This is a genomic window from Verrucosispora sp. NA02020 (genome assembly GCF_013364215.1).
Classification (GTDB): domain Bacteria; phylum Actinomycetota; class Actinomycetes; order Mycobacteriales; family Micromonosporaceae; genus Micromonospora.
The window spans coordinates 3957206-3983379 of the sequence record NZ_CP054923.1; the positions used below are offsets into that span (position 1 = coordinate 3957206).

A 26174-nucleotide genomic window follows, 5' to 3' on the forward strand; every position below is an offset into this window, starting at 1 on the left:
ACGCCGTGCTGAAGTGGATCGTGCTCGCGCTGGTGCTGGTGCCGTTGGTCGTCCTCGCGCTGGCGGTTCGTCCGGTGATGGCCCGGTTGCCGCATCTGCGTCGTGCGGTCCTGCGGTTGCAGCGGCGGGCCGACGAGGCCGCCGCGCTGAGCGCCGCCGCGGAGAGCCTCCAGCAGCGCGCCGAGAGCATCCAGAGCCGGTTGGAGACGACCGAACAGCGGCTGACCCTGATCCGCGCCAGCCGGGGCGACTGAGCGCCGACCTGCCCCGATCCGACCCCGCATGATCGATTCGGTGGTTGACGGGATGCTCGTACGTGGTCGAGACTTCACCCACCGGGACGCCCCTTCGCCCGGCGGGTGGCAACAGCCGATGACGCACGTACGATGGGCTGCGGTACACCCTCATCGACACAGAGCGACTGGAGTTTTCCATGGGTGCCCTCAGGCCCTGGCACATCGCCGTACTCGTGGTCGTGATGATCCTGCTCTTCGGTGCGAAGCGGCTTCCCGACGCGGCGCGCTCCCTGGGCCGCTCGCTGCGGATCATCAAGGCGGAGACCAAGAGCCTCGCCGACGACGACCGCGACCTCGCCGGCAAGGCCGACGCGCAGGCCGGCTACCAGCCGTACCCGCCGCAGCAGCCCCAGCAGGCCCCGCAGCAGCCGCCGTACCAGGGTTCCGTGCAGCAGCCGGTCGCCGACCCGGTGCAGCGCGTCCGCGAGAACTGATTCCGGAGGCCGATCACCGTGGCCTTCGGACTCCGCAAACGCGGGCCGAGCAACTTCGAGCGGGCTTCCGACGGCTCGATGACCCTGATCGAGCACTTCCGTGAGCTGCGTAGCCGGCTGTTCAAGGCGTCGCTGGCCATCCTGGTCGGCTTCGGCATCGGCATCTGGCTGGCTGGTCCGGTCCGTCATCTGTTGTCGCAGCCGTACTGCCAGCTTCCCGGCAGCACGACGCCTGACGGACGGTGCAACTTCGTCCAGCTCGGTCCGGCGGACCTGTTCCTGCTCAACCTGAAGATCGGGCTCTGGGTCGGGTTGATCATTGCCGCGCCGATCTGGCTCTACCAGCTCTGGGCGTTCATCGCTCCCGGCCTGCACCGCAACGAGCGGCGGTACGCGTACGTCTTCACCGCCCTGGCGGCGCCGCTGTTCGCGGCCGGCGCGGTGCTGGCGTACTTCGTGACCTCCAAGGGCCTGGAGTTCCTGCTCCAGGTCTCCGGCGACGACATCAACACGACGCTGGACATCACCCGCTACATATCGTTCGTCACCAACCTGATCCTGCTGTTCGGGGTGGCGTTCGAGTTCCCGCTGATCGTGCTGATGCTCAACTTCGTCGGTATCGCCAGCGCGAAGAAGCTGCTCGGCTGGTGGCGGATCGCCGTCTTCCTGTTCTTCGCCTTCGCCGCGGTGGTCACCCCGACGCCCGACCCGTTCGGCATGACCGCGCTGGCACTGTGTCTCTGCGCGCTCTACTTCGCCGCCGTCGGGGTCGCGTTCCTCAACGACAAACGGCGCGGGCGCGGCAAGGAGGTCTACGCCGGTCTCGACGACGACGAGGTCTCCCCGCTGGAGCCCGATCCGGAGCCGGTGCAGGCGGGTGCGCGGGTGGAGGCGTCCAGCCCGATCGAGGCCCCCGAGCCGGTCACCGCACCCCGGCCGATCGAGCGTCGCTTCGACGACGTGACCTGACCGGACCGATCACCACGAACGCCGCTCCCGTCGGGGGCGGCGTTCGTGCTGGGCGGGCCGGGGAATTCGGCCCGTTCACCGCTGACCCCGGGACCGGATGGCGGGTACGGTGCACGCCGTGACCGCAGACGATCACCTCCCGAATCCCGACGGGCCTGTCGCCGTACTGGCGAATCCGACCGCCGGGCGCGGCCGGCACCGGGGCCTGTTGCCGGACCTGGTGGACCGGCTCTCGACCGCCGGACGTCCGGTCCGGCTGCTGCGCGCGGGCAGCGCGATCGAGGCGGAGGCGGCCTGCCGGGCGGCGGTCGCCGAGGGCGCGTCCGCGCTGGTCGCGGTGGGCGGCGACGGCACGGTCCACCGGGCGATGCAGGCGGTGGCCGGCACCACGGTGCCGTTCGCCCCGGTACCCGCCGGCACCGGCAACGACTTCGCGATCGAGACCGGATTCCCGAGCGATCCGCGCGCGGCGGCGGACGTGATCGCGGCGGCGCTGCGCGCGGGCCGCAGCCGTCCCGTCGACCTGGCCAGGATGACCGGGTACGACGACACGGTGCGCTGGTACGGAGCTGTGCTCGCGGCCGGTTTCGACGCGATCGTCAACGAGCGGGCCAACCGGATGCGCCGGCCGAAGGGCGCACGCCGCTACGATCTGGCGATCCTGGTGGAGTTGGCCCGGCTGCGCCCACGCCGGTACACGCTCACCCTCGACGGTGAGCGGGTCGACGTCGACGCGGTGCTGGTGGCGGTCGGCAACAGTGCCAGCTACGGCGGCGGGATGCGGATCTGCCCGGACGCGGACCCGACCGACGGGCTGCTCGACGTGGTGGTCGGTGGCCGGTTCGACCGTCGTACGCTGATCCGCGTCAAGCCGCGCATCTACGCCGGCACGCACGTGGACCACCCGCTGGTGCGCACCTACCGCGCCCGCACGGTCACGGTGGCCGCCGAGGGCATCACCACGTACGCCGACGGCGAGCGTTCGCTACCCCTCCCGGTCACCGTCACCGCCGTCCCCGCCGCCCTCCACCTCCTCCACTGACCCGCTCCCACCCCGCCTGCACTCCCCTGCACCCCCGCACTGCCCGCGTCACCCACCCCGCATCACCCTCCGCCCTCGCCAGCACACCCTCCCCGGCGCAAGCCAGCCCCCACACCCGCCCCGACGTTCCGCACCTCACGCTGACCCCGCCGATCATGGAGTCGCGGCGGCCGAGAATGCTGGCAAAAGCCGCGAACCAGCGACCACGACTCCATGATCGCGTGAGCCGCCCACGCCCGCCTCGTCGATCAAGAAGTTTGATCGCGCCCGGGGGCGGCGGGTGACGCAAACTCCTTGATCAACCGGACGGGGGGAGGCGGGGGGAGGGCGGGTGGGGGTGGGGGGTTAGGGGCAATGCCGCTCAGTTAGGGCGGTGTGGTGGATGTCAAGCGGGGTGTAGACGTGGACGGCGGGGTCTCGGTATAGAGGTTTGTCACTCCAAGACAGCCTCTGGACCGGGAGCCCCGCCGTTGGAACAGTCTGCCATCACGTCCACGATCAGGGTGGCTGCGGGGCGGTTCGCGCCGGGCCATCTGGGTGAGTTGACGCAGCAGGTGCCGTTCGAGATGGTCGATGCCGTTCTGGCTGAGGCCGGTGGTGTGCAGTCGCGGGTGCGGGATCTGCCGTCGCGGGTGGTGGTGTATCTGCTGCTCGCGGCGGGGCTGTTCGCTGAGGTCGGTTACCGGCAGGTGTGGGCTCGGTTGGTCGCTGGGCTGGACGGGTTGACGGTGGCGCTGCCGACGTCTTCGGCGTTGTCGCAGGCTCGCCGTCGGGTCGGGGACAAGCCGCTGGTGGCGTTGTTCCGGTTGCTGTCGGGTCCGCCGGCGGGGGCCGCCCGGTGGCGGGGTCTGCTGGTGTGCGCGATCGACGGCACCAGCATGTTCGTGCCCGATACGGCGGCTAACCTGACGGTCTATCCGCGTCAGGCGGGCAGCCACGGTGGGTCGGGGTATCCGATGCTGCGGCTGGTCGCCGTCGTGGCGTGCGGCACCCGCGCTGTCATCGACGCGGTGTTCACCCCCATCAGCACTGGCGAACTCACGTGTGCGGGGCGTCTGTTGGGCTGCCTGCGCCCAGGCATGCTGCTGCTGGCCGACCGTGGGTTCGCCGCCCGTCAGATGATCGAACAGTTCGCCAGCACCGGCGCTGACCTGCTCATCCGCGACAAGGACGACCGGCGGCTGCCCGTCATCCGCCGCCATCGCGACGGGTCCTGGCTGTCTGTCATCGGCACGATGACGGTCCGGGTCGTTGACGCCGAGATCGTCGTGAGCATGAACGGTAAACGCCACGTCGGCCGGTACCGGCTGATCACCACCCTCACCGACCAGCGCCGCTTCCCGGCCATGGACCTGGTCACCCTCTACCACCACCGCTGGGAGATCGAGACGACATATCTGGAGTTGAAGTCCACCCTGCGGGGCGGACGGGTCCTACGAGCCCGAACCCCGAACGGGATCAGTCAAGAGGTCCACGCCCTGCTCACCACCTACCAAGCGGTCCGGCTGGCAATGGCTGACGCCACCGCCAGCCGGCCCACGACCAACCCCGACCGGGCCAGCTTCACCATCGCCGTCCACGCCGCCCGAGACCAGATCACCCAAGCCGCTGGTGTCATCGCCGGCACCGTCATCGACCTCGTCGGCACCATCGGCCGCGCAATCCTGGCCGACCTGCTACCCCCACGCCGCACCCGAATCAGCCCCCGCGTGGTCAAACGCGCGATCTCCAAACACCGCGCCAAAGGCACCATCGACCGCACCAACTACCACGCCACCATCAACATCAACATCCTCGAAACAGCAGCATTGACAACCCGCCCACCGCCCTAACTGAGCGGCATTGCCGACCAGCAGGGCCCCGGCGGCACCCGCCGCCAACAGCCGCCTGCGATTGTCCGTTCTCATCTGCATCTCCGCGTCACTCGTGATCGACAGTGGGTAGGGATGATCAGCAGGTGGCAGCGGGGTGCTCGACGGTGCGTACCGTCGTCACGTCCCTGCCGTCGATCGACCCGGTCACCCGGACGGTCGCCGTGCCTGCCTGCGTCGCCGCCGTCCGGCTGTTGAACTGCTGGAACGCGCTCGCGCCCGGCGCCACGGCCGACACCGACCGCTGCCCGTACGCGCTCTCCAGCACCACGTCCACCGCAGCGTCGTGGTCGTTGCGCGCCTGCACCGCCACGTACGCCTTACCGCCGACACACCGCGTCTGCGCGCTGACCGTCACCGGCAGGTCGGCGGTGGCCGCCTCGAACGCCCAGGTGTCGATCTCGAACAGGTCGCCACCCGCCGGTCCGGCGTAGGTGAAGTACACGTCGTGCACGCCGGCCACGCCGTCGAGCTCGGTGCTGAGCTCCGTCCACTCGCCGATCGGCCCGTCGACCGGGATGGTCGCCACCACCGGGGCGGTCACGTCACCGAGCCGCAGTTGGATCGATCCGCCGGCCACCAGCGGCCGGACCTTGGCGGTCAGGCTCCTGGCCCCGGCCCCGAAGTCGACCGAGGAGAGCGCGGTCCAGTCGCCGTTGTCGATGTCACGGACGACCAGGTTGGGTGCCTCGTCGCCGAACTGGGCGGACCCGCCGTCGATCTTCACGGTCGCGATGCCCTTGCTCCAGCCGAAGGTCTCCGCCTCGAACACCCGGTACGGGTCGAAGTTCCGGACCTGGTCGACACCGGCGTAGTCGCCCACCACCTGCCGGATGGTGCCGTCCTCGTTGAAGCTGAGTTCCTGGATGTGCGGGCTGCGGTAGCCCTGGGTGGTGTTGCCGTTGATGCGCTTGTTCAGCGTCGGGCCGTGGTACGTGAAGTAGTACTTGCCCTCGTACTCGAAGGCGGACTGGTGGTTGTTGCCGCCGGTGCCGGTGCCGAAGAACTGCGACTGGTTCGGGAACAGCACGCCCGCGTAGGTCTCCTTCGGCCAGACCATCGGGTCGTCGGAGATCATGTAGCCGATCTGACCGCCGCCGGGGTACCCGGGCAGCGGCGTCTGGTTGCCACCGAAGTCGTTGCCGCCGAAGTGCGACGAGTACGACAGGTAGTACTTGCCGTCGCGCTTGAACACCTGGGCCGCCTCGAAGGCCACCGGGGCGTCCACGACCGCCGCCGTGCCCTCGGTCGACACCATGTCGTCACCGAGCTTGATCGACCGCAGGTTCTTCGGGTTGTTGAACCGCTCGGCCGCCGGCATGCTGGTCGCCGCCGGACCGCCGCCGAAGTAGAGGTACGCCTCGCCGTCGTCGTCCACGAACGGCGCCGGGTCGAACTTCCAGGCGACCGCCTCGGCACCCGGGGTGCGGCCGTCGATCAGCGTGCTGGTGCGCTCGCTGGTCCACGGGCCCACCGGCGACGCACCGGTGATCACGTTGCTGGAGCCGCCGCCGTTGGCGTAGTACAGGAAGAACTTCTCCTGCCCGTCGACGATCTTCTTGGCCATGCCCGGCGCCCACGAGTTGTTCGTGAACGGTGCCACGCCGTTCGGCCCGGCGACCTGGATCTCACCGTGGTCCGTCCAGTTGACCATGTCGGTCGTGGAGATCACCGTGATCTGGTTGATGTCGCCGTAGTTGATGCCCGGCGAGACACCGGTGGTCGGGTTCGGGGCGTACCCCTGGGTGTCGTTGGTCATGTACATGTAGACCCGGCCGTCGTGGACGAAGCCGTACCCGTCGGCGCCGAACTTGTGGCCGATCAACGGGTTGTGCTCACCGGGCAGCTTGCCGACCACCTCGATGGTCTTGGACGCGGGCGGCGGCGGCGCGGCGCCGACCACCGATACGTCGTCGAGCGTGAAGTCCATGAGGTGCAGGTTCGCATCGGCGCCCGGGTCACTCGTCCACGGGGTCTCGAAGAACAGGCGCGCGGTGCCGACGCCCTGGCTCGCCGGGATGGTGAACTGCCCGTTGACGTGCGCCCACTGTCCCCGGGTCGCCGTCACGCTCACCAGGTTGGTGTAGGTGGAGCCGCCGTAGTGCATGGTGGCGAAGAACTGCTTCGTCGCGGGCGAGGCCGCGTTCTCGTACTTGAGTCGGGCGCTCAACGTGTACGTCTGCCCGGCCTGGACCTTGCCGGAGAGGTCCTGCATCGGACCGGACCCGGTGGTCGTCCGGTTGGTGACCCGCACCGCGCTCGACCCGGAGTAGGCGTCGGTGGTGAGGGAGAGGGTCGCGCTGTCGGTGGCGTTGCCGTTGTTGACGAACCAGTTCGCCAGGCCGTTCTCGAACCCGCCGTTGACGACGAGATTCGTGTCGGCGGCCTGGACCGGTGCCGCCGCGACGAATCCGGCGAGCATCACGCCGGCCGTCGCGATGGCGGCGACCCGTCGGCGGGCCCCCGTTCGTGGACGCGGTGTCACGAGATGTCCTCCTTGAAGTGGAACGGGCAGGGGAGTTCATCGGCACCCCGGAACCGGCGTGGAACCGGCTCCGGGGCAGATCGGATGGGTGGGGATCAGCCGCCGCAGGTGGTGGCCGGGTACGCCGCGGTGCGGACGGTGGTCACGTCCCTGCCGTCGACCGTCCCGGTCACCCGGACGGTCGCCGTACCCGCCGGGGCGGCGGCGCCGCGGGCGGCGAACTGCTGGAACGCGTGGGCACCCGGTGCCACGTCCGGAACCGACCGCCGGCCGTACGCGCTCTCCAGCACCACGTCCACCGGAGCGTCGTGGTCGTTGCGGGCCTGCACCGCCACGTACGCCTTACCGCCGACGCACCGCGTCTGGGCGGTCACCGTGACCGGGAGTGTGGCACTGCGCAGCACCCCGAGCCGGGCCAACTGGTAGCTCAGCGCCCGTTCCGGCGCGTCGATCTGGTTCTGGGTGCCGAACGTGCCGGCCCGGGCCGTCGTGGCGGCGGCGAGCGTGGCACGCATGGCGGCCCAGGCGTCGGCCGGGTACGCCGACTCGTCGAGCGTGGCCGCGTACGCGATGGCCGCGTCCAGCGCGCCGGTGTCCAACGGCCGGTTCTGCGCGGTGAGCGTGTCGCTGAGCAGGTAGTGGTCGAAGTCGACCTGACCACCGGTCTGCTGGGTGGCGTAGTTGAACAGGCCGACCCGGTGCCCCATGAAGTGGGCCAGACTGCCGTCCAGCGTCTGCGGACCCACCCGGTTGCCCATCTGCGTCCAGGTCACCCCGTCCAGGCTGTAGTGGAACGTGGTCCAGAGCTGCCCGGTGGGCGAGGCGAAGTCGAGGTCCGCCTTCACGTGCACCTCGGTCGCGTCGCCGAGCGGCACCGTCGTGCCGGGCAGGAAGTTCTCCAGCGTCGCCTGGTCGAGGTCGACGGCGAAGGGCTGCCCCCGGTTGACCACGCCGAGCGTGTTCACCCCACCGGCACGCTTGACCGCCACGTACGAGAAGCCCCGGTTGTAGGCGGCCAGACCCGCGACGTCGCCGTCGGTCATCCGGGAGATGTCCATCCTGGTCTCGACGGACTGTCGGGGCCCGAAGGTCCGCTGCGACAGCGTGTTGCGGGCCTCCTCGAACCAGGCCAGCTCGGCGCGGTTGGAGAGCTTGGTGTAGACGTAGCCGCCGGTGACCACCTTGCCGGTGGTCAGCCGCAGCCAGCCCGCCCGGTCGGTCAGCGACCAGTGGCGGTTGTCCGGCGCGTGGTTCCACTCCCAGGCCATGTCCAGCCGCGATCCGTTGGGCCTGATCTCCTCCTCGATCTCCGGCGTCGGGGCGGTCCACTCCTCGTCCATGTACGCCCTGTGCGGTGCGTCGTTGGCGAAGTCGTCCGAGACCACGATGGACTTCTGCCGCTCGAACCGCTCCTGCTCCGGGCTGAGCGCGATCGGCTTGGCGAACGCGCCCTCCACCGGCACCACACCGTTGGTGCCGAAGGTCGGCCAGCCGTCCTCGGACCAGGTCGCGGGGATGAGCGCCGGGATGCGGCCGATCGGGAAGGTGTCCCGGAAGAACATGCCGTGCCAGTCGGTCTGACCACCCTCTCGGGCGATCGGCACGAGGCTGCCCTGCGCGAAGCCGTTGGAGTTGAGCACGCCGCGCGCCTCGTAGGTGTTGACCCCGCCCTCGGAGGTGTGGCGCCCGAGCAGCTCCGGCGAACGGAGCATGACGACCTGACGTCCCTGGCCGGAGGGCCAGGTGATGATGACGGCGTAGTAGTAGCCGTTGATGTGGTAGAACTGGGCGCCCTCGAAGAGTCCGCCGATGAAGGGCCGGCCGGCGTAGTCGTTGGCGGTGAAGACGTTCGGGTAGTCCTGCACGACGGCGGTCAGTGCGGAGTTGAGCCGCACCGCGCTGATGTTTCCGTTGCCGTAGAAGATGTACGCCGTACCGTCGTGGTCGAAGAAGAGGGACGGGTCGTGCAGGCCGCGACCGAGGGCCGTGCGCTGCCACGCGCCGTTCTCGATGTCGTCGGTGCGATAGATGTAGGCGCCGCCGAGGTTGTTGGTGTTGAAGGCGACGTAGAACATGCCGTCGTGGTAGCGCAGAGACGACGCCCACTGGCCCTGGCCGTACGAGTTCTGGCCGTTGCGCAGCGAGAACGAGTCGCCGATGCTCGCCCGGTCGAAGACGTAGTTGACGATCTCCCAGTTCACCAGGTCGTACGACTTCATGATCGGCGCACCCGGGCTCAGGTGCATGGTGGTGCTGATCATGTAGTAGATGTCCCGGCCCTCGGCGTTCTCCGCGGCCGGCACCCGTTCGACGCCGATGTCCGGCACGTCTGCCCGGAGCAGTGGCACGGTGTAGGTGCCGTCACCCCGGTCGGTCGAGGTGTACGACGATCGGGGCGACCAGGGCTCGGCGGCCTGCGCGGTGCCGCCGGTGGTGACCAGTCCGGCGCCGAGCAGCGCGGCGGTCGCGGTGAGGGCGGTGGCCCGCCGACGCCGGATCGCGGCGCGGGACCGCTGGGCCGGGGCGCGACGGCCGACGGTGAGCATCCGTCTGAGGAGGGGCCGGAGGCGGGGCGTGCGAGAGCCGACGAACACCTGCATACGAGCTCCAGAGGCGAGGTGACGGGCCCCTAGCTTGTTAGCGCTAACATGGATCGTCAAGAGTTTCCGCGATACTCGTCTGAAATGTCCGCGTAACACCGTCGTCGATGCGTACTGGGCGCGCTCCCATGGGCCGGGCCGTCCGGTGCGGGTGTCGAGGGTGGCTCTGACGCGCCTCGACACCCGCACCGTCCTGGCTAGACGAACCGCCAGAGGTTGGCGTTGCCGCCGGTGTCGTCGGCGAGCACGATCTGGGCCCCCTGGGCGGACGAGGAACCGCTGACGCCGAGAACGCGACCGCCGGTGCCGGACTGGATCCGGAAGGCGCCGGCGGAGCCGTACCGCAGCCGCCATCGGTTGGCTCCCGCGCCGTTGTCGGCCCACTGCACCACCCGCGTGCCGGCCCCGGTGCCGCTGTTCTCCAGCCCCAGCACCTTGCCGCTGTGCGAGTTGCGGAACCGCAGGTAGCCGTTGCTGTCCACGAGCGCGGTCCAGAGGTGGTCGGCGGTGCCGGTGTCGCCCCACTGGATCACCAGACCACCGTCGGCCGTGGACATGTTCTGCACGCCCAACACCTGGCCGCTGCCCACGTTCTGGATCCGTCGCGCACCGTTGGGGAGGAACCGCCACTGGTTGTCCGGCGTGCCGTTGTCCGGGTCCTGCACCACCCGGGCGCCCTGGGCCGTCGAGCCGTTGAGGACGGCGAGCAGCTTGCCGGTGTGCCCGTTGCGGATCTTGTGGGAGCCGTCGCCTACGTCCACCACCGTCCACCGGTGGTCGGCGGTGCCGGTGTCGCCCCACTGCAGGACCTGGGCGTTGTCGGCGGTGGACATGTCCTGCACGCCGAGGACCTTGCCGCTGTGGGCGTTGCGGAACCGCACCGCCGCGCCGTCGACCACGAGCTGCCAGTCGTGGTCGGCGGTGCCGGTGTCGCCCCACTGCAGCGCGGGGGCGCCGTCGGCGGTGGACATGTTCTCGACCCCGAGGACCAGTCCGCTGGCGACGTTGACCAGCCGGAACGTCGCACTACCGGTGCCGCCCTGGCCGCCGGCGCTCCAGTAGACGGTGTAGTTGTGGCCGTGCGCGTCATAGAACGGGATCAGGTTGACGGTGGCGCCGTTCGCGGTCGCGGTGAAGGTGAGCGCCGTGCTGCTGGTGCGGGTCACCGAGGCGGTCACCAGGGCGGGCAGCGCCGACAGCGCGGTGTTGCCGTAGTTGCCGGAGAGCACCGCCGGGCCGTACCGCAGCGCCACCACGGTCGAGTTGTCGTTGGTCGGCTCCGCGACCACCCGCATCGGCAGGCGGACGGTCACCGTGTCGCCCGAGGACCAGTTGCGGGTCAGCGCGGCGTACGTGCCCGGTGCGGTGGCGATGTTCTGCGCCGTGCCGTTGACGCTGACCGTCGCGCCCTGCGTCCAGGCCGGGATGCGGATCCGCATCGTCCACGATCCGCCGACGCTGCCGGTGACGGTCAGCGTGGTGGTGTCGCCGGCCGGGAAGCTGGTGGACTGGGTGACGGTGATGCCGCGCTGCGACCAGGTCAGCACCGACGGCATGAACAGGTTCACCGTCAGCGTGCTGCCGTTGTGGAAGTAGATCGCGTCCATCAGCGTGGTGTTGCTCTCCAGGCCGGTGCCCTGGCAGCACCAGAAGGAGTTGTAGTCGGTGCTCCAGGTGCCGCCGCCCCAGGCCGGACCCACGCCGCGACGGCCACCCGGTTGCAGCGGCGTGAAGTAGGTGACGTGGCCGTGGGCGTCGGCCGGGTTCTGCGCCCCGATCAGGTGGTTGAGCAGCGCCCGCTCGTAGAAGTCGAAGTACGCGACCCGGTTCGGGTCGAGCAGCCACAGCTCCCGGGTCAGCTTGAGCATGTTGTACGTGTTGCAGTGCTCGCAGGTGTCGTTGCGCAGGTACCCGGCGATGGCGTTCGGTGCCCGGAAGTGTTCGGCCTGGCTGTTGCCGCCGATCGCGTAGGTGCGGGTGTTGACGGTGAGGTTCCAGGCGTTGCCGGCGATGTCGCGGTACCGGGTGGTGCCGGTCGCCTTGAACTCCCGGGCCGCACCGATCCACTTCGGGATCTGGGTGTTGGCGTGCAACCCGTTGAGCTGGTCGGAGTTGGCGGCGAGCGGGTTGAACACGGCGGCGTGGTCGAAGCGCTGGGCAGCGGCCAGCCAGCGCGCGTCGCCGGTCTGCTGGTACAGGTCGGTCAGCACCGCGTTCATGCCACCGAACTCGGTGCCCAGCATGGCCTGCATCTGCGCGGAGCTGAGCCGCCCGGTACGCCAGTCCACCCAGCCGGCGAGCGCCAGCAGCACCTCGCGGGCCTGGGTGTTGCCGATGTGCCGCCACACGTCGAGCAGCCCGGCCATGGTCTTGTGGATCGTGTAGTACGGCACGTTGCCGTTGCTGAGCGTGCGGTTCTCCACGGCGGTGAAGTCGGACTCGGGATAGCCGCAGAGGTATCCGGTGTTGAACCCGGCCGCCGCGTTGTTGGCCTGGCACTTGGCCAGCTCGGCCACCATCAGGTTGGCCTTGTCGCGGCACGTCGTGTCGCCCAGCACGGCCCACATCTGTGCCCAGGCGGTCAGGAAGTGCCCCTGGGAGTGGGTCCGGAAGGGGAAGGACGGCGCCTCCCACCCGCCGAGCGCCGCAGCGCCGCCGGTGGAGAGGCGGTGGTTGGCGCGGAAGTTGTAGAGCAGCCGGTTGACGTCGACGAAACGCAGGTAGGTCAGCGTCCGGTTCTGGTTGTCCAGCCACCGGCTCGCGGTCAGCCGGACCTGACCCGGGTCGAAGGCGTACGCGGAGACGCCGATGTCGGGCCGGGCCGGAGGGATCGCCGCACCTGCGGCCTGGCCGCCCAGCACGGGGCCGACGGTGCCGGCGACGGCCGCCACGCCGGCGGCCTGGAGCAGGTGACGACGGTTCAGGGACGGGTGGGGCATCAGGACCTCCGGAGTCGGGACGGGCGTCGGTCGGGCTCGTCCGGGGGCGGGGTGGCGGCCGGTCGAGCCGTACGGGAGGCCATGTCCGGGCGGGGGGTGCCGGTGTCGAACCCCCGGCGGCGGGCCACGGGCGGACCCGTCACGGGGGCGGCGTCGTGTGCGGTCCGTGACGACGTGGGTGCCTCGGACGTCTTGCCGCCGAGGTCCGACAACCTATGCACCTAGTTCGATGTTAGCGCTAACGTAGCGGTCTGTTAACACGTGCGCAAGCCTCCGATTTCCGGGAGATGGCACCGGAAACCGGTCGGCAACGCGCCTGCGGCCGGGTGCCTGCGAAGCCGCGGAGCCGTTTGACCCTCGACCCGGTCGAGGCCGCACTCTCCGTGCCGGGAAGCCGGGCCGGCGCCGCACCCGGTGGCGCCGCCGGTCCCGTCGACGGGGGGGGAACGTGAAAGTGGCGGGTGGTCGGGCGACGGTGCCCGGCACGTACTGGGCCTGGCTCGGCGGGACTGCGGTGAGCCTGGTCGGCGTACAGGCCCTGGCGTTCGCGATGGCCTTCGTGGCGGCCGGGTACGGCGGTCGCTTCGCCGCCCTGGTGCTGACCGCGATCAACCTGCCCCGGGCGCTGCTGCTGATGGCCGGTGGTGCGGTGGCGGACCGGGTCGGACCCTGGCGCGTCATGATCGTCTCCGACGCGGCGATGGTGGTGGTGACCCTGTCGCTGGCCCTCGCCGCCTGGTCGTCGACCGACCCGCGCCCGCCGCTGCTGATCGCCGCCCTGGCCACCGGCGTGGTGGACGCCTTCCACCTGCCCAGCAGCGGGTCGATGCCGCGTCGCCTGGTGCCGCCGGCCGTCCTGGCGCCCGCGATGTCGGCACGCCAGCTCGCCGGTCAACTGGCCCTGTTCGCCGGCCCGGCCCTCGGCGGTCTGCTCCTCGCGTCGGTCGGCCTGGCCGGTGCGGCGCTGGTCAACGCCGCGACCTTCGCGGTGATGCTGTCGATCCTGGTCGCCCTCCACCGCCGGTACCGGTCGACCGACGACGCATCCGCGTCCGGTCCGGAGGCGGCACCGGTGTGGCGGGCCGCCCTGGACGGGCTTCGCGTCTCCGCCACCCACCCCGCCCTGCGCCCCACGTTGCTGCTCACCGGAGCCGCCGCAGGGTTCCTGCTGCCGGTCTCGTCCCTGGTGCTGCCGTTGCTGGCCCGCGAGCGCGCGTGGTCACCGTCGGCCACCGGCACGGTCGTCGCCGGCCTCGCTGCGGGTACCGCCGTCGTCGCAGTGACGGTGCTGGTGCGAGGCGCGGCATCCCGGCCGGGCGCGACGGCGGTCGCCGGACTGCTGACGGCCGCCGTCGGGATGGTCGCCCTGGCGGTGGGCGGCGCGCCGGGATGGTCGGTCGCCGCCGCGGCCACCGTCGGCGTCGGGTCGGGCCTGTTCGCCACCCACGTCGGCCCGCTGATCCTGGCCGCCGCCCCGGCGACACACCTGGCCCGGGTGCAGTCCGTGCTGGTACTAGTGCAGAGCCTGCCGCTGCTGCTGACCACGGCGCTGCTCGGCACCGTCGCCGAGATCGCGGACGCCTCGCTGGTGCTCCACGGCTGCGCCGGAGCGCTCACGGTGTCCGCCCTGACCGCGTTGGCCTCACCGGTGCTGCGCGGATGACGGGGCCGGTCCTGGTGCGGTCCAGATCACCTGACTAAAGTCAGCAATCGTGGATCGTGGACTGGTCGACGTGGTGCGGCGCTTCAACCGCACCGTCACCCAACGGGTCGGCGCACTCGACGACGACTACCTCGCCCGCCACCGGCCCCTGGGGCAGGCGCGGCTGCTCTGGGAGATCGGTCCGGCCGGAGCCGAGGTGGCCGCGCTGCGTACCCGGCTGGATCTCGACGCCGGTCACCTGAGCCGGCTGCTCCGCACCCTGGAAGCGGCCGGGCTCGTCGTGGTCGGTCCCGGCGACGGCGACCGGCGCGTCCGTGCCGCTCGCCTCACCGAGGACGGGCACGCCGAGTGGAACCTGCTCGACCGCAGGTCCGACGAGTTGGCCTGGTCGATGCTCGCGCCGCTGACCGACGGGCAGCGCGGCCGGCTCACCGCCGCCATGGCCGAGGTCGAGCGGCTGCTGATGGCGTCACTGGTCGACATCGCACCCTGTCATCCCCGCGACCCCCGGGCGCGGGCCTGCCTGCGGGCGTACGTGCGGGAGCTGGACGAGCGCTTCGAGGCGGGTTTCGACCCGGGCGGCGACGACGAGCCCGACCTCGTCGAGCCGGACGGATTGTTCCTGGTCGCAACGCTCGCCACCGAACCGGTGGGCTGCGGCGGACTGCGTTTCGACCCCGGCGCGCCCGCCGAGATCAAACGCCTGTGGGTGTCCGGGTCGGTACGCGGACTCGGGGTCGGCCGGAGGTTGCTCACCGAGTTGGAGCGGCACGCCGTGGCGGGCGGGGCGGACGCCGTACGCCTCGACACGAACGGCGCTCTCACCGAGGCGATCCGGCTCTACCGCAGCGCGGGCTACCACGAGATCCCGCGCTACAACGCCAACCCGTACGCGCACCACTGGTTCGCCAAGTCCCTGACGGCCACGGGCCAGGGTTGACGGCTCCGCCTCGGGAAACTGGATGATGGTTCGCGCCCGCACCGCCGAGGGGAGTCCCGCACGTGGCCACGCACGAGGTGTTCAACCAGGTTCCGCCGTTGGTCGGTCACGACGTCGCCGACGACCCGGCGCTGCTGGCCGGACTGGCCCGCGAGGGCGCCGACTGGGCAACGGCAGACCTGCATGAACTCGGCCGACTGGCGGGCGGCGAGGCCGCCGCCGAGCACGGTCGGCTGGCCAACGAACACCCGCCGACGCTGCGCACCCACGACCGCTACGGCCGCCGGGTCGACGAGGTGGAGTTCCACCCGTCCTGGCACGAACTGATGCGGACCGCCGTCGGCCACGGGCTGCACGCCGCGCCCTGGGCCGACCCGCGCGCCGGCGCACACGTCGCCCGCGCGGCGGGGTTCTACACGTGGCGGCCGGACGCCGGTCACGGGTGCCCGATCTCGATGACCTATGCCGCGGTGCCGGCGCTGCGGCACGCACCGGAGCTGGCCGACCGCTACGAGCCGCTGATCACCGCCCGGGTGTACGACTTCGGGCTGCGTGAGCCACTGGGCAAGCGGGGACTGCTGGCGGGCATGTCGATGACGGAGAAGCAGGGCGGCTCCGACGTCCGCGCGAACACCACCACCGCGCGCCCCCAGGCCGACGGCAGCTACCGACTGGTCGGGCACAAGTGGTTCACCTCGGCACCGATGAGCGACCTGTTCCTGACGCTGGCCCAGACCCCGGAGGGACCGACCTGCTTCCTGCTGCCCCGGGTGCTGCCCGACGGCAGCCGCAACCCGATGCGGCTGATGCGCCTGAAGGACAAGCTGGGTAACCGGTCCAACGCCTCCGCCGAGGTCGAGTACGACGACGCGGTCGCCTGGCGGGTCGGTGACGAGGGGCGGGGTGTCCGCACCATCATCGACATGGTCAACCTGACCCGGCTGGACTGCGTGATCGGCGCGGCGGCCGGGATGCGGCAGGGCGTGATCACCGCGGCGCACCACGCGGCGCACCGGCGGGCCTTCGGCCGCTATCTCGCCGACCAGCCGCTGATGCGCAACGTCCTGGCCGACCTGGCGGTCGAGTCCGAGGCGGCGACCGTGCTGATGATGCGCCTCGCCGGGGCGACGGACCGCTCCGTGCGAGGTGACGCGGTGGAGACGGCGTTCAAGCGGATCGCCCTGGCCGTCGGCAAGTACTGGGTCTGCAAGCGGTGGCCGGGGCACGCCGCCGAGGCCCTGGAGTGCCTGGGCGGCAACGGTTACGTCGAGGAGTCCGGGATGCCCCGACTGTTCCGCGAGTCGCCGCTCAACTCGATCTGGGAGGGCTCCGGCAACGTCGCCGCGCTGGACGTGCTGCGGGCGTTGACCGGGCAACCCGAGGTACGGGCCGCGTTCGAGGCCGAGGTGGGCATGGCGGCCGGGGCGGACTCCCGGCTCGACGCGGCGGTGCACCAGCTCCAGGTCGCCCTGGACGACCCGGTGGACCTGGAGGTGCGGGCCCGTCGGGTGGTCGAGCAGTTGGCCCTGGTGGTGCAGGGCGCGCTGCTGGTGCGCCACGGTCATCCGGCCGTCGCCGACGCCTTCTGCGCCTCCCGCCTCGGCGTCGACCGGGGGCACGCGTACGGCACTTTGCCGGCCGGCGTCGACTTCGCCGCGATCATCGACCGGGCCACCCCCAAGGTGGCCTGACCGCCGACGTCGCCACCGAATCGGTCCGGCGCGTCGTTGAGTCCACGTCGGAGCGTGTGGGATTCTGATGCGTCGATGCCGGTCGCGTGAGCGCGCTGACCGTCGCCTCAGGGGCACCCGGAGCCGCCACGGCCTCCCGGGAGGCGGCGGACGAGCTGTTGTCGTGGCGTCCGCCCGCGTCCGGAGCTGCCTGCCTCGGACGCCGGGCCGGGCGGGTCGCCGCCGTGAACACACGAAGGACGACCATGACCATCTCGAACAGGCACGGTGTTCGACCCCTGAACCCGCCGTTGCGACTCTCCCGGCGCGGCCGAGCGGCCCTGGCGGCGAGCCTGCTGCTCGCCACCGGCGCGCTGCTCGGTGTCGCGCCGCCCAGCGTCGGCGCGGCGACGGCACCGGTGGCGGTGACGGTGAACGCGCGGGCCGGGCTGGCCGCCGTGCCGGACACCGCCCTCGGCGTGAACCACGCCATCTGGGACTCGCAGTTGGGCACCACGGAGACGTCGGACCTGCTGCGCGCGGCCGGCGTGCAGATGATGCGGTACCCCGGCGGTTCGTACGCCGACATCTACCACTGGCGTGACCACACCGCACCGGGTGGGTACGTCGCGCCGAACACCGACTTCGACACCTTCATGGCCGGGGTACGCCGGGCCGGCGCCCAGCCGATGATCATCGCGAACTACGGCACCGGCACGCCGCAGGAGGCGGCCGAGTGGGTGCGGTACGCCAACGTGACCAAGGGATACGGCGCCCGCTACTGGGCCGTCGGCAACGAGAACTACGGCAACGGCCACTACGGATCGGCCTGGGAGGCCGACGAGCACCCGGACAAGAGCGCCACGTACTACGCGAACCTGGTGGTCGACTACGCCGACGCGATGAAGGCCGTCGATCCGGACATCAAGGTCGGCGCGGTGCTGACCATGCCGGCGAACTGGCCGGACGGGCTGACCGCCGGTGCCGACCCGGGACCCTGGAACCAGACCGTCCTGTCGATCGCCGGACCGAAGATCGATTTCGTCGACGTGCACTGGTACCCGGGTGGCAGCCCGGCCGAGTCGCTGCCCCGGACCAGCCACATCACCGACGCGGTGCACCTGCTCCGGCAGCAGATCAGCCGGTACGCCGGACCGGACGCGGACCGCATCGGCATCAGCCTCACCGAGGTGAACGTGACCGCCGAGGGGATGACCAGCCAACCGGCCGCGTTGTTCCTGGCCGACGCCTACAGCGGGCTGCTCGCCAACGGGGTCTTCACCGTGCAGTGGTGGAACGTGCGCAACGGCATCGGCAAGGTGACGACCGTGGCCGGGCAGACCGACTACGGCGACTTCGGGATGCTCTCCAGCGGCACCTGCACCTCGGACGGGTCGGTCTGCGAGCCGCCGCTGAACACGCCGTTCGCGTCGTACCACGGGCTGACCATGATGAGCCGGTTCGCGCGGACCGGCGACCAGTTCATCCGGGCCGGCACCAGTGACCCGCTGGTCGCCGCGCACGCGGTGCGCCGCGCCAACGGGGAGGTCGCGGTGCTGCTGATCAACAAGGACCCGGAGAACGCGCGGGAGGTCAGCGTCGACTACGCCGGGTTCGCCCCGTCGGCCGCCGCGCCGACCGTGCACACCCACACCAACGGCGCCACCGCCGTCACCACCGCGCAGTCCGGCAGCGCGACCAGCCGGATCCTGCCGCCGTACTCGCTGACCACGCTCGTGGTGCGTCCGGCCGCCGCGCCGGGTGGTCAGCCGGGCGCACCCGGCCGACCCACGGTCGACGACGTCACCCACCGCAGCGCGACCATCTCCTGGCCGGCGGCCACCCGGGGCGCCGCCCCGATCGCCAAGTACGAGGTGTACCGGCAGTACGGCGCGGTCAGCGAACAGCTCGGGGAGACCTCGGGCACCAGTCTCACCGTGGACAACCTCGCCCCCGGCGCCCGGTACACGGTCAACGTGCTGACCCGTGACACCGCGGGTCGGGTCTCCTGGTCGTCCCCGCCGCTCACCTTCACCACCGGCAGCCCGGCGAGCAGCACCTGCGCCGTCCGCTTCGCCAGCACCACGGACTGGGGCAACGGTTACGTGGCCGACGTCGAGGTGGCGAACACCGGGACGAGTGCGGTCGACGGCTGGACGCTGACCTGGACCTGGCCGACGAGTTGGCAGCAGGTCAGCAGCGGCTGGAACGCGAACTGGGAACAGGTCGGCACCGCCGTGCGGGTGACCGCCACCGACGACAACCGCCGGATCCCCGCCGGGGGGACGGTCGGCACCGGGTTCGTCGGGGCGTACAGCGGCCCGAACGTGACGCCGACCGCCTTCCGGCTCAACGGCACGCTCTGCTCGGTGCGGTGAACCGGGCCGGGGTCGCCGGTGGGCAGCGTCCACCGGCGACCCCGATGACTGGCGATTTTGCCGATGCGGTGCTGGTCGGACATCTCGAACACTGATCGCAGTCGATACCGCCCGGACCGAGGGAGTGCCCGACGTGCGATCCTCCACCACCACCCGTTCCCGTTTCCGTCCCCTGGTGGCCCGGCTGGCGACGGCCGCCGTGCTGGCCGCCACCGGCGGCCTCGTCGCCACCGGCGCGCCCGCCCACGCCGCCAGCCCGTACGAGCGCGGGCCGGCACCGACCGACGCGATCCTGGAGGCGAGCCGAGGCCCGTTCGCCACCTCCTCGACGAGCGTCTCCTCGTTGAGCGTCAGCGGCTTCGGCGGCGGCGTGATCTACTATCCGACCAGCACCAGCGAGGGCACCTTCGGTGCGGTCGCCATCTCGCCCGGCTACACCGCCTCCTGGTCGAGCCTGGACTGGCTCGGCCCCCGGATCGCCTCGCACGGGTTCGTGGTGATCGGCATCGACACCATCACCCGTCTCGACCAGCCGGCCAGCCGGGGGCGCCAACTCCTGGCCGCGCTGGACTACCTGACCCAGCGCAGTTCGGTACGCGGCCGGGTCGACGCCAGTCGGCTGGCGGTGGCCGGTCACTCGATGGGCGGCGGTGGCAGTCTGGAGGCCGCCGCGAGCCGACCGTCGTTGCAGGCCGCCGTGCCGCTGGCACCCTGGAACCTGAGCAAGAACTGGTCGAACCTGCGGGTGCCGACGCTGATCATCGGCGCGGAGAGCGACGGCGTCGCCCCGGTCGCCTCGCACTCCGAGCCCTTCTACACCAGCATCCCGGCCTCGGCGGAGAAGGCGTACCTGGAGCTCAACAACGCCGGGCACTTCTTCCCGAACACGGTGAACACGCCGACCGCGAAGCAGGCGGTGTCCTGGCTCAAGCGGTTCGTCGACGACGACACCCGGTACGAGCAGTTCCTCTGCCCGGGACCGAGCGGCCTGGCCGTCGAGGAGTACCGCAGCACCTGCCCGCACTGACACCGACGCCGGGGCGGCCGTCGCCGGCCGCCCCGGACGGGCGCCGCCGGTCCGCCGATCGGCGGCTTCGCTGTGCATGGACAGTGCACAAAGGCCGACTGATGGCACGTCCCGTCGCATCGGGCGGCGGCCTTGCCTGCGCGGATGTCACGGACGGCGAGGGCTTGACGTCAACTTTGTGAAACGTACACTCCGAGTGTAATTAGTTTGGCGCCGACGCGAGGAGGTGGGTCGATGACCGACGGCCTCGCGATGCACGGCATCGGCGTGCGGTTCGGCGGCCTCACGGCGCTCGACGACGTCTCGCTGCGGGTCTCCCCGGGCGAGGTGGTGGGCGTGATCGGTCCCAACGGCGCCGGCAAGACCACGCTGTTCAACGTGGTCTGCGGCTTCGTCGCCCCGCACCGGGGCACGCTCACCCTGGACGGTCGACCGCTCCGGCCCGCACCGCACCGACTCACCCGGCTGGGCATCGCCCGGACGCTCCAGGGGACCGGCCTGTTCACCGGCCTCAGCGTGCTGGAGAACGTGATGGCCGGTGCCACGCACACCAGCCGGACCGGCCTGCTACCGGCGTTGCTCGGGTTGCCCCGCAGCGACCGCGACGAGCGCCGGCTGCGTCGGCACGCGATGACCGTCCTGGACGAACTGGGTGTCGCGGGGTACGCCCCGGCGGCACCCGACACCCTGCCCCTCGCCATCCGCCAACGCGTCGGCCTGGCCCGGGCACTCGCCGCCCGCCCCCGGCTGCTGCTGCTCGACGAGCCCGCCGGAGGGCTCGGCGGCGAGGACGTGGACGCCCTGGCGGACCTGGTTCGCGCGCTCCCGCACCGGGCCACCGACCCCTGTGCCGTCCTGCTGGTGGAACACCACATGGACCTGGTGATGGCGGTCTGCGACCGGATCGTGGTGCTCGACTTCGGCCGGGTCGTCGCGACCGGAACGCCGGAGCAGGTCCGCGAGGACCCGGCCGTGCTGGACGCCTACCTCGGCGCGGCCGTGCCCCAGAACGCGGCGACGGTGCCGCAGGACGCGGCGCGCCCCGGTGGGGCCGAGTCGTGAGCGGGCCGGCGGCCCTGCTGAGCGTCGAGGCGCTGGCCGTCGGGTACGGCCCGGTGCCGGTGCTGCACGATGTGGACCTGCGGGTCGCCGCCGGCACCATCGCCGCCGTGCTCGGCGCCAACGGCGCCGGCAAGACCACTCTGCTGCGGGCCCTGTCCGGCGTGCTGCGTCCCACCGCCGGCACGGTCCGCTTCGCCGGTGAGGACCTGCGCGGCACCCGGGTCGAGCACCTGGTCCGGCGCGGCGTGGCGCACGTGCCGGAGGGGCGTGGCGTGATCGGCGAGTTGACGGTGGAGGAGAACCTGCGGCTGGGCGCGCTGTGGCGGGCGGACCGGGCGGACGCCGCCCGCGCCCTCGACGAGGTCTACCACCTCTTCGCGCCGCTGGCCCGGCGGCGACGCCACCTCGGCCACCAGCTCTCCGGCGGTGAACGGCAGATGCTGGCGCTCGGACGGGCCCTGGTGGCCCGACCCCGGCTCCTGCTGCTCGACGAACCGTCGCTCGGCCTGGCACCCCGGGTCGTGGCGCAGACCATGGCGCTGCTGCGGCGGCTCCGCGACGACACCGGGCTGACCGTGCTGCTGGTCGAGCAGAACGTCCGCAGCGCGCTCGCCGTCGCCGACCAGGGCATCGTGATGGCGCTCGGCCGGGTGGTGCTCACCGCCCCGGCGGACCGGCTCCGCGCCGACACCGACCTGCGCCACGCCTACCTCGGGTTCTGACGCAGAAGGAGGATCGTTGGACCGCTTCCTCTTCCTCACCCTCGACGGCCTGTCCCGAGGGGCGGTCCACGCGGCGTTCGCCCTCGCCCTGGTGCTCATCTGGCGGGCCGGTCGCATCGTCAACTTCGCCCAGGGGGCGATGGCCGTCGCCGCCGCGTACGTCGCGTACGCGGTGACCGCCGCCACCGGCTCGTACTGGGCGGGGTTCGTCGCCGCGCTGGTCGCCGGCGTGCTGCTCGGCGCACTCGTCGACGTGGCGGTGATGCGGCTGGTGGACCACCGGTCACCGCTCAACCCGGTGATCGTCGCGCTCGGGCTGGTGCTGCTGATCCAGGCCGTCCTCGGCATGATCCACGGCAACGAGTACCTGCCGGTCCAGGCACCGTTCAGCCGGACCGCGCTGACCGCCGGCGGGCTGGCCGTGCTCTCGCCGTACGACCTCTTCGTCCTCGCCACCGTCGGCGTGGTCGGCGCGACCCTGGTCTGGATCTTCACCCGGACGGCGGTCGGGTTGCGGATGCGCGCGGCGGCGTTCGCGCCCGAGGTCTCCCGGCTGCTCGGGGTCGACGTGGCCGGGATGCGGACCCTCGGTTGGGCGCTGGCCTCCGGTGTCGGTGCCCTGGCCGGGATGCTGGTCGTGCCGACCGAGTTGGGCCTGCACCCGCACGCGATGGACCTGGTCTTCGTCACCGCGTTCACCGCGGCGGTGGTCGGCGGGCTGGACAGCCCGCCCGGCGCCGTCGTCGGCGGCCTCGGCGTGGGCCTGCTGCTCTCCTACGTCAGCGGGTACGCCGGTGGCGACCTCATTCCCCTCGCGGTGCTCGCCCTGCTGCTGGCGGTGATGCTGCTGCGACCCGGTGGCCTGTTCGCCCCGGTGAACGCGAGGCGGGTGTGAGCGCCACCCGGGTGGCGTCGCCGCCGCGTCCCGCCGTCGACCCGCCCGCCGGACCCCGCTCGGTGCCCACCCTGCTGCGACACCTCGCCGTCGCGCTCGTCGCCGCACTGGCGGTGCTGGTCCTCAGCTACCAGCTCGACCCGTTCCGCAACTTCCAACTCGCCACCGTGGCCGCCTACGTCTGCGCGACCGCCGGTCTGACCGTCCTGACCGGACTGTGCGGGCAACTCTCCCTGGGGCACGGGGCGTTGATGGCCGTCGGCGCCTACACCGTCGCGCTGTGCCAGCACGCCCTCGTCGACCGGGGCCTCACCTCCGGTGCCCTGCTGCCGGTGTCGCTGGGTGTGGCGGTGCTGGTCACCGTGCTCGTCGGAGCGGTCGTCGGGGTGGCCGCCGCCCGGTTGCGCGGCCCGTACCTGGCCGGGCTCACCCTGGCCGTCGCGGTGGTGGTGCCGGCCTCGGCGGTCACCTTCGACGGTCTCCTCAACGGGGAACAGGGCCTGACGGTGCCGACCGCCCCCGCCCCGGCGGCCCTGGGCTCCGCCTTCCCCTACGAACGGTGGCAGCTGTGGCTGGCCGCCCCGGCGGCACTGCTCTGTCTGGTGCTGCTGGCGAACCTGGTCCGCAGCCGGTACGGCCGTGCCTTCCGGGCGGTACGCGACGACGAGGTGGCCGCCCGCCTCGCCGGCATCCACGTGGCGCGTACGCAGGTCGTGGCGTTCGTGGTCAGCGCCGCCGCCGCCGGTCTCGGCGGTGCCCTGCTGGCGGTGCTGGCGCAGAGCGTGTCGCCCGGCGCGTTCGGCCTGACCCTGTCGCTGTTCCTGGTGATGGCCGTGGTCATCGGCGGTCTCGGTCGCCTGGCCGGCGCGGTGTGGGGCGCCGTCGCGCTGGTCGCCCTGCCCGACCTCGCGCACTCGGTGACCGACCTGCTCACCCTCGCCCCGACGACCGCCCGACGGCTGGAGGGCAACCTGCCGTTGGCGATCTTCGGCAGCACGTTGATCGTCGTCATGATCGCCGCGCCCGGTGGCGTGCAGGGCGCGCTGTCCCGCCTGGGCCGGGCGCTGCGGAAGCGACGGCCGACACACCCCACCCACCACCCCGCACCACCGGACCGATGAAAGGTCGGTGTCCCATGCGATCCACGACCCGGCGCTCCCTCGCCACCGCCACCGCCGTCGTCCTGCTGGCCGGCTCCGTGGCCTGCGGCGGCGACGATCCCGCCGGCACCGTCCCCGGTGTCACCGACACGGAGATCGTCGTCGGCACCCACATGCCGCTCACCGGTCCGGCGTCGGCCGGCTACTCGAAGATCGCCCCCGCCACGAAGGCGTACTTCGACCACGTCAACGCCAACGGCGGCGTGCACGGCCGGAAGATCACCTACAAGGTCGTGGACGACGGGTACAACCCGGCGAACACCCAGCAGGTGGTCCGGCAACTGGTGCTCCAGGACCGGGTCTTCGCGATCCTCAACGGCCTCGGGACGCCCACCCACACCGGCGTGCTCGACTTCCTGCACACCAACCGCGTCCCGGACCTCTTCGTCGCCTCCGGCAGCCGCAACTGGGACCAGCCCGACCGCTACCCGGGCACGTTCGGCTTCAACCCGGACTACACCGTCGAGGGCAAGATCCTCGCCCACCACGTCCGGACCACGCTGCCCGGCCGGAAGGTCTGCTTCCTCGGGCAGGACGACGACTTCGGGCGGGACGCCCTGGTCGGGGTGGAGCAGGTGCTGGGTGCCGGTGCGATCGTGGCCCGCCAGACGTACGTCACCAGCAACACCAACGTGGCACCGCAGATCGGCGCGTTCAAGGCGGCCGGCTGCGAGGTCGTCATCCTGGCCACCGTGCCCGGCTTCACCGCGCTCTCCGTCGGCACGGCCGCCCGGTTGGGCTTCCGGCCGCAGTGGCTGGTCTCGAACGTCGGCGCCGACCAGCCGACCCTGGCCCGCCAGCTCGGCGACGCCGCCGGCCTGCTGGAGGGGATGGTCGGGCTCAACTACCTGCCGATGCCCACCGACACCGCCGACCCGTGGATCCAGCTCTTCAGCAGGGTGAACGCCGAGTACAACGGCGGCGCGGACCTCGACGGCAACGTCGTCTACGGCATGGCGGTGGGTTACCTCTTCGTGCAGGTGCTGCTGGCCGCCGGGCCCGAGCTCACCCGGGACGCGCTGCTGGCGGCCGTCGCCGAGGGCGGCTACCAGGGGCCGGGTGTGGCGCCGCTGCGGTTCTCCGCCACCGACCACTCCGGGTACGGCGGCGGCCGGTTGAGCCGGGTCGACGGGGGCGTGCAGCGCTACTTCGGCCCGACGTACCAGACCGACGAGGAGGACGGGCCGGTCGCGGAGTACACCGTGCCACCGGTGACGCCCCCGGCCGACGGGGTGCCGACGATCTGACCGCCGATACTCCGACCCGCCGGACACACGGCACGGCATATCGGGCGCAAACCCCCGCCGTGGCACGCGTCTAGACTCGGCTCGCACAACGGAACGTGACGGTGGGGGAGGCGGGCGCGGATGGGTGGGGCCGAGGCAGCGGGTCGGGCGGCGACACCGACGGCGGCCGAGGCGACAGGCCGCGTCGACGGACGGACCGCCCGGGCCGAGCGCACCCGGGCGGCCATCGTGGAGGCGCATCTCGCCCTGATCTCCGAGGGTGACCTGCGCCCGACCGGTGAGCGCATCGCCGAGCGGGCCGGGATCTCGCTGCGGACCCTCTGGACCAACTTCAAGGACATGGAGACCCTGTTCGAGGCGAGTGGCCGGGAGCTGCTCCGCCAGCAGGACGCCGCCTGGCGGCCGATCTCGCCGACGTTGCCGCTGGCCAAGCGGGTGGACGCGTACTGTCGGCAGCGGGCCAGGCTGTTGCAGCTGATCGCACCGGCGGCACGGGCCGCCCAGATGCGCGAGCCCTTCTCCGCGCAACTCCGCCGCAACCGGCTCAAACACCTGGCCCGGGTGCGCGGCGAGGTCGAGGAGCTGTTCGCCGCCGAGTTGGCGCGCGCCGGTGCCGGTCGGGAGCAACTGGTCCTCGCGGTGGTGGCGGCGAGCACCTGGCCGGCCTGGTCGACGCTGCGCGACGGTCTCGGTCTCGGCGTGGACGCCGCCCGTGCCGTGCTGTCCCGCACGGTGGAGGCCCTGTTCAGGACCGTCGTCGAACCCTGACCCCCT

General features: G+C 71.7%; 19 protein-coding genes. 16 read left to right on the plus strand and 3 right to left on the minus strand.

All coding sequences use genetic code 11. The annotated features are described in order from the left end of the window. Window positions 1-5: 5 nt before the first annotated feature. The 5 genes from HUT12_RS17085 to HUT12_RS17105 all read left to right on the plus strand — a co-directional run bounded on the left by HUT12_RS17085 (window position 6) and on the right by HUT12_RS17105 (window position 4573). Complete coding sequence (locus HUT12_RS17085; protein WP_131052328.1) at window positions 6-254, plus strand: hypothetical protein; 249 nt, start codon at window positions 6-8, stop codon at window positions 252-254. 179 nt (window positions 255-433) lie between these two features. Then, entirely contained in the window at window positions 434-730 is a 297-nt protein-coding gene (tatA, locus tag HUT12_RS17090) for a Sec-independent protein translocase subunit TatA (protein ID WP_176094015.1), read from the plus strand. 18 nt (window positions 731-748) lie between these two features. Continuing rightward, a complete protein-coding gene (tatC, locus tag HUT12_RS17095) occupies window positions 749-1699 on the plus strand; it encodes a twin-arginine translocase subunit TatC (protein WP_176094016.1) in 951 nt (316 codons plus the stop codon). Window positions 1700-1796: 97 nt separating this feature from the next. Continuing rightward, window positions 1797-2741 carry a diacylglycerol kinase gene (locus HUT12_RS17100; RefSeq protein WP_176094017.1) on the plus strand — a complete coding sequence of 315 codons (945 nt, stop codon included), beginning with the start codon at window positions 1797-1799 and terminating at the stop codon, window positions 2739-2741. 470 nt (window positions 2742-3211) lie between these two features. Beyond that, window positions 3212-4573 carry an IS4 family transposase gene (locus HUT12_RS17105; RefSeq protein ID WP_176092250.1) on the plus strand — a complete coding sequence of 454 codons (1362 nt, stop codon included), beginning with the start codon at window positions 3212-3214 and terminating at the stop codon, window positions 4571-4573. A 118-nt stretch (window positions 4574-4691) separates the two neighbouring features. On the opposite strand, the gene HUT12_RS17110 is transcribed toward HUT12_RS17105, so the two are convergent. The 3 genes from HUT12_RS17110 to HUT12_RS17120 all read right to left on the minus strand — a co-directional run bounded on the left by HUT12_RS17110 (window position 4692) and on the right by HUT12_RS17120 (window position 12636). Next, a complete protein-coding gene (locus HUT12_RS17110) occupies window positions 4692-7097 on the minus strand; it encodes a family 43 glycosylhydrolase (protein ID WP_236145670.1) in 2406 nt (801 codons plus the stop codon). Window positions 7098-7192: 95 nt separating this feature from the next. After that, window positions 7193-9643, minus strand: coding sequence for a glycoside hydrolase 43 family protein (locus HUT12_RS17115; RefSeq protein ID WP_176094018.1), 2451 nt, complete (start codon window positions 9641-9643; stop codon window positions 7193-7195). A 251-nt stretch (window positions 9644-9894) separates the two neighbouring features. Next, window positions 9895-12636 carry a beta-L-arabinofuranosidase domain-containing protein gene (locus tag HUT12_RS17120; RefSeq protein WP_176094019.1) on the minus strand — a complete coding sequence of 914 codons (2742 nt, stop codon included), beginning with the start codon at window positions 12634-12636 and terminating at the stop codon, window positions 9895-9897. A gap of 454 nt (window positions 12637-13090) precedes the next feature. On the opposite strand from HUT12_RS17120, the gene HUT12_RS17125 reads away from it, so the two are divergent. The 11 genes from HUT12_RS17125 (at window position 13091) to HUT12_RS17175 (ending at window position 26168) form a co-directional block, all read left to right on the plus strand. Beyond that, window positions 13091-14299, plus strand: a complete 1209-nt coding sequence (locus HUT12_RS17125; protein WP_254876858.1) for an MFS transporter — start codon at window positions 13091-13093, stop codon at window positions 14297-14299. A 49-nt stretch (window positions 14300-14348) separates the two neighbouring features. Continuing rightward, window positions 14349-15239 (plus strand): bifunctional helix-turn-helix transcriptional regulator/GNAT family N-acetyltransferase, encoded by an 891-nt coding sequence (locus HUT12_RS17130; RefSeq protein WP_176094020.1) that lies wholly within the window; start codon window positions 14349-14351, stop codon window positions 15237-15239. A gap of 62 nt (window positions 15240-15301) precedes the next feature. After that, window positions 15302-16930, plus strand: coding sequence for an acyl-CoA dehydrogenase family protein (locus HUT12_RS17135; protein WP_131052924.1), 1629 nt, complete (start codon window positions 15302-15304; stop codon window positions 16928-16930). A 245-nt stretch (window positions 16931-17175) separates the two neighbouring features. Continuing rightward, window positions 17176-19287 carry a cellulose binding domain-containing protein gene (locus tag HUT12_RS17140; RefSeq protein ID WP_176094021.1) on the plus strand — a complete coding sequence of 704 codons (2112 nt, stop codon included), beginning with the start codon at window positions 17176-17178 and terminating at the stop codon, window positions 19285-19287. Between the two features lie 133 nt (window positions 19288-19420). Continuing rightward, the gene (locus tag HUT12_RS17145; RefSeq protein WP_176094022.1) at window positions 19421-20314 is read left to right on the plus strand and encodes a dienelactone hydrolase family protein; all 894 of its coding nucleotides are present in this window, start codon (window positions 19421-19423) and stop codon (window positions 20312-20314) included. A 234-nt stretch (window positions 20315-20548) separates the two neighbouring features. Then, a complete protein-coding gene (locus tag HUT12_RS17150; RefSeq protein WP_131052921.1) occupies window positions 20549-21376 on the plus strand; it encodes an ABC transporter ATP-binding protein in 828 nt (275 codons plus the stop codon). Beyond that, the gene (locus HUT12_RS17155) at window positions 21373-22098 is read left to right on the plus strand and encodes an ABC transporter ATP-binding protein (RefSeq protein WP_176094023.1); all 726 of its coding nucleotides are present in this window, start codon (window positions 21373-21375) and stop codon (window positions 22096-22098) included. The genes HUT12_RS17150 and HUT12_RS17155 overlap by 4 nt, the downstream gene beginning before the upstream one ends. A gap of 16 nt (window positions 22099-22114) precedes the next feature. Further along, entirely contained in the window at window positions 22115-22993 is an 879-nt protein-coding gene (locus tag HUT12_RS17160; RefSeq protein WP_176094024.1) for a branched-chain amino acid ABC transporter permease, read from the plus strand. Further along, entirely contained in the window at window positions 22990-24114 is a 1125-nt protein-coding gene (locus HUT12_RS17165) for a branched-chain amino acid ABC transporter permease (RefSeq protein WP_176094025.1), read from the plus strand. The genes HUT12_RS17160 and HUT12_RS17165 overlap by 4 nt, the downstream gene beginning before the upstream one ends. A 14-nt stretch (window positions 24115-24128) precedes the next feature. After that, window positions 24129-25400, plus strand: coding sequence for an ABC transporter substrate-binding protein (locus HUT12_RS17170; RefSeq protein ID WP_176094026.1), 1272 nt, complete (start codon window positions 24129-24131; stop codon window positions 25398-25400). A 120-nt stretch (window positions 25401-25520) separates the two neighbouring features. Then, a complete protein-coding gene (locus tag HUT12_RS17175; RefSeq protein ID WP_176094027.1) occupies window positions 25521-26168 on the plus strand; it encodes a TetR/AcrR family transcriptional regulator in 648 nt (215 codons plus the stop codon). The last annotated feature ends 6 nt before the right edge of the window (window positions 26169-26174 follow it).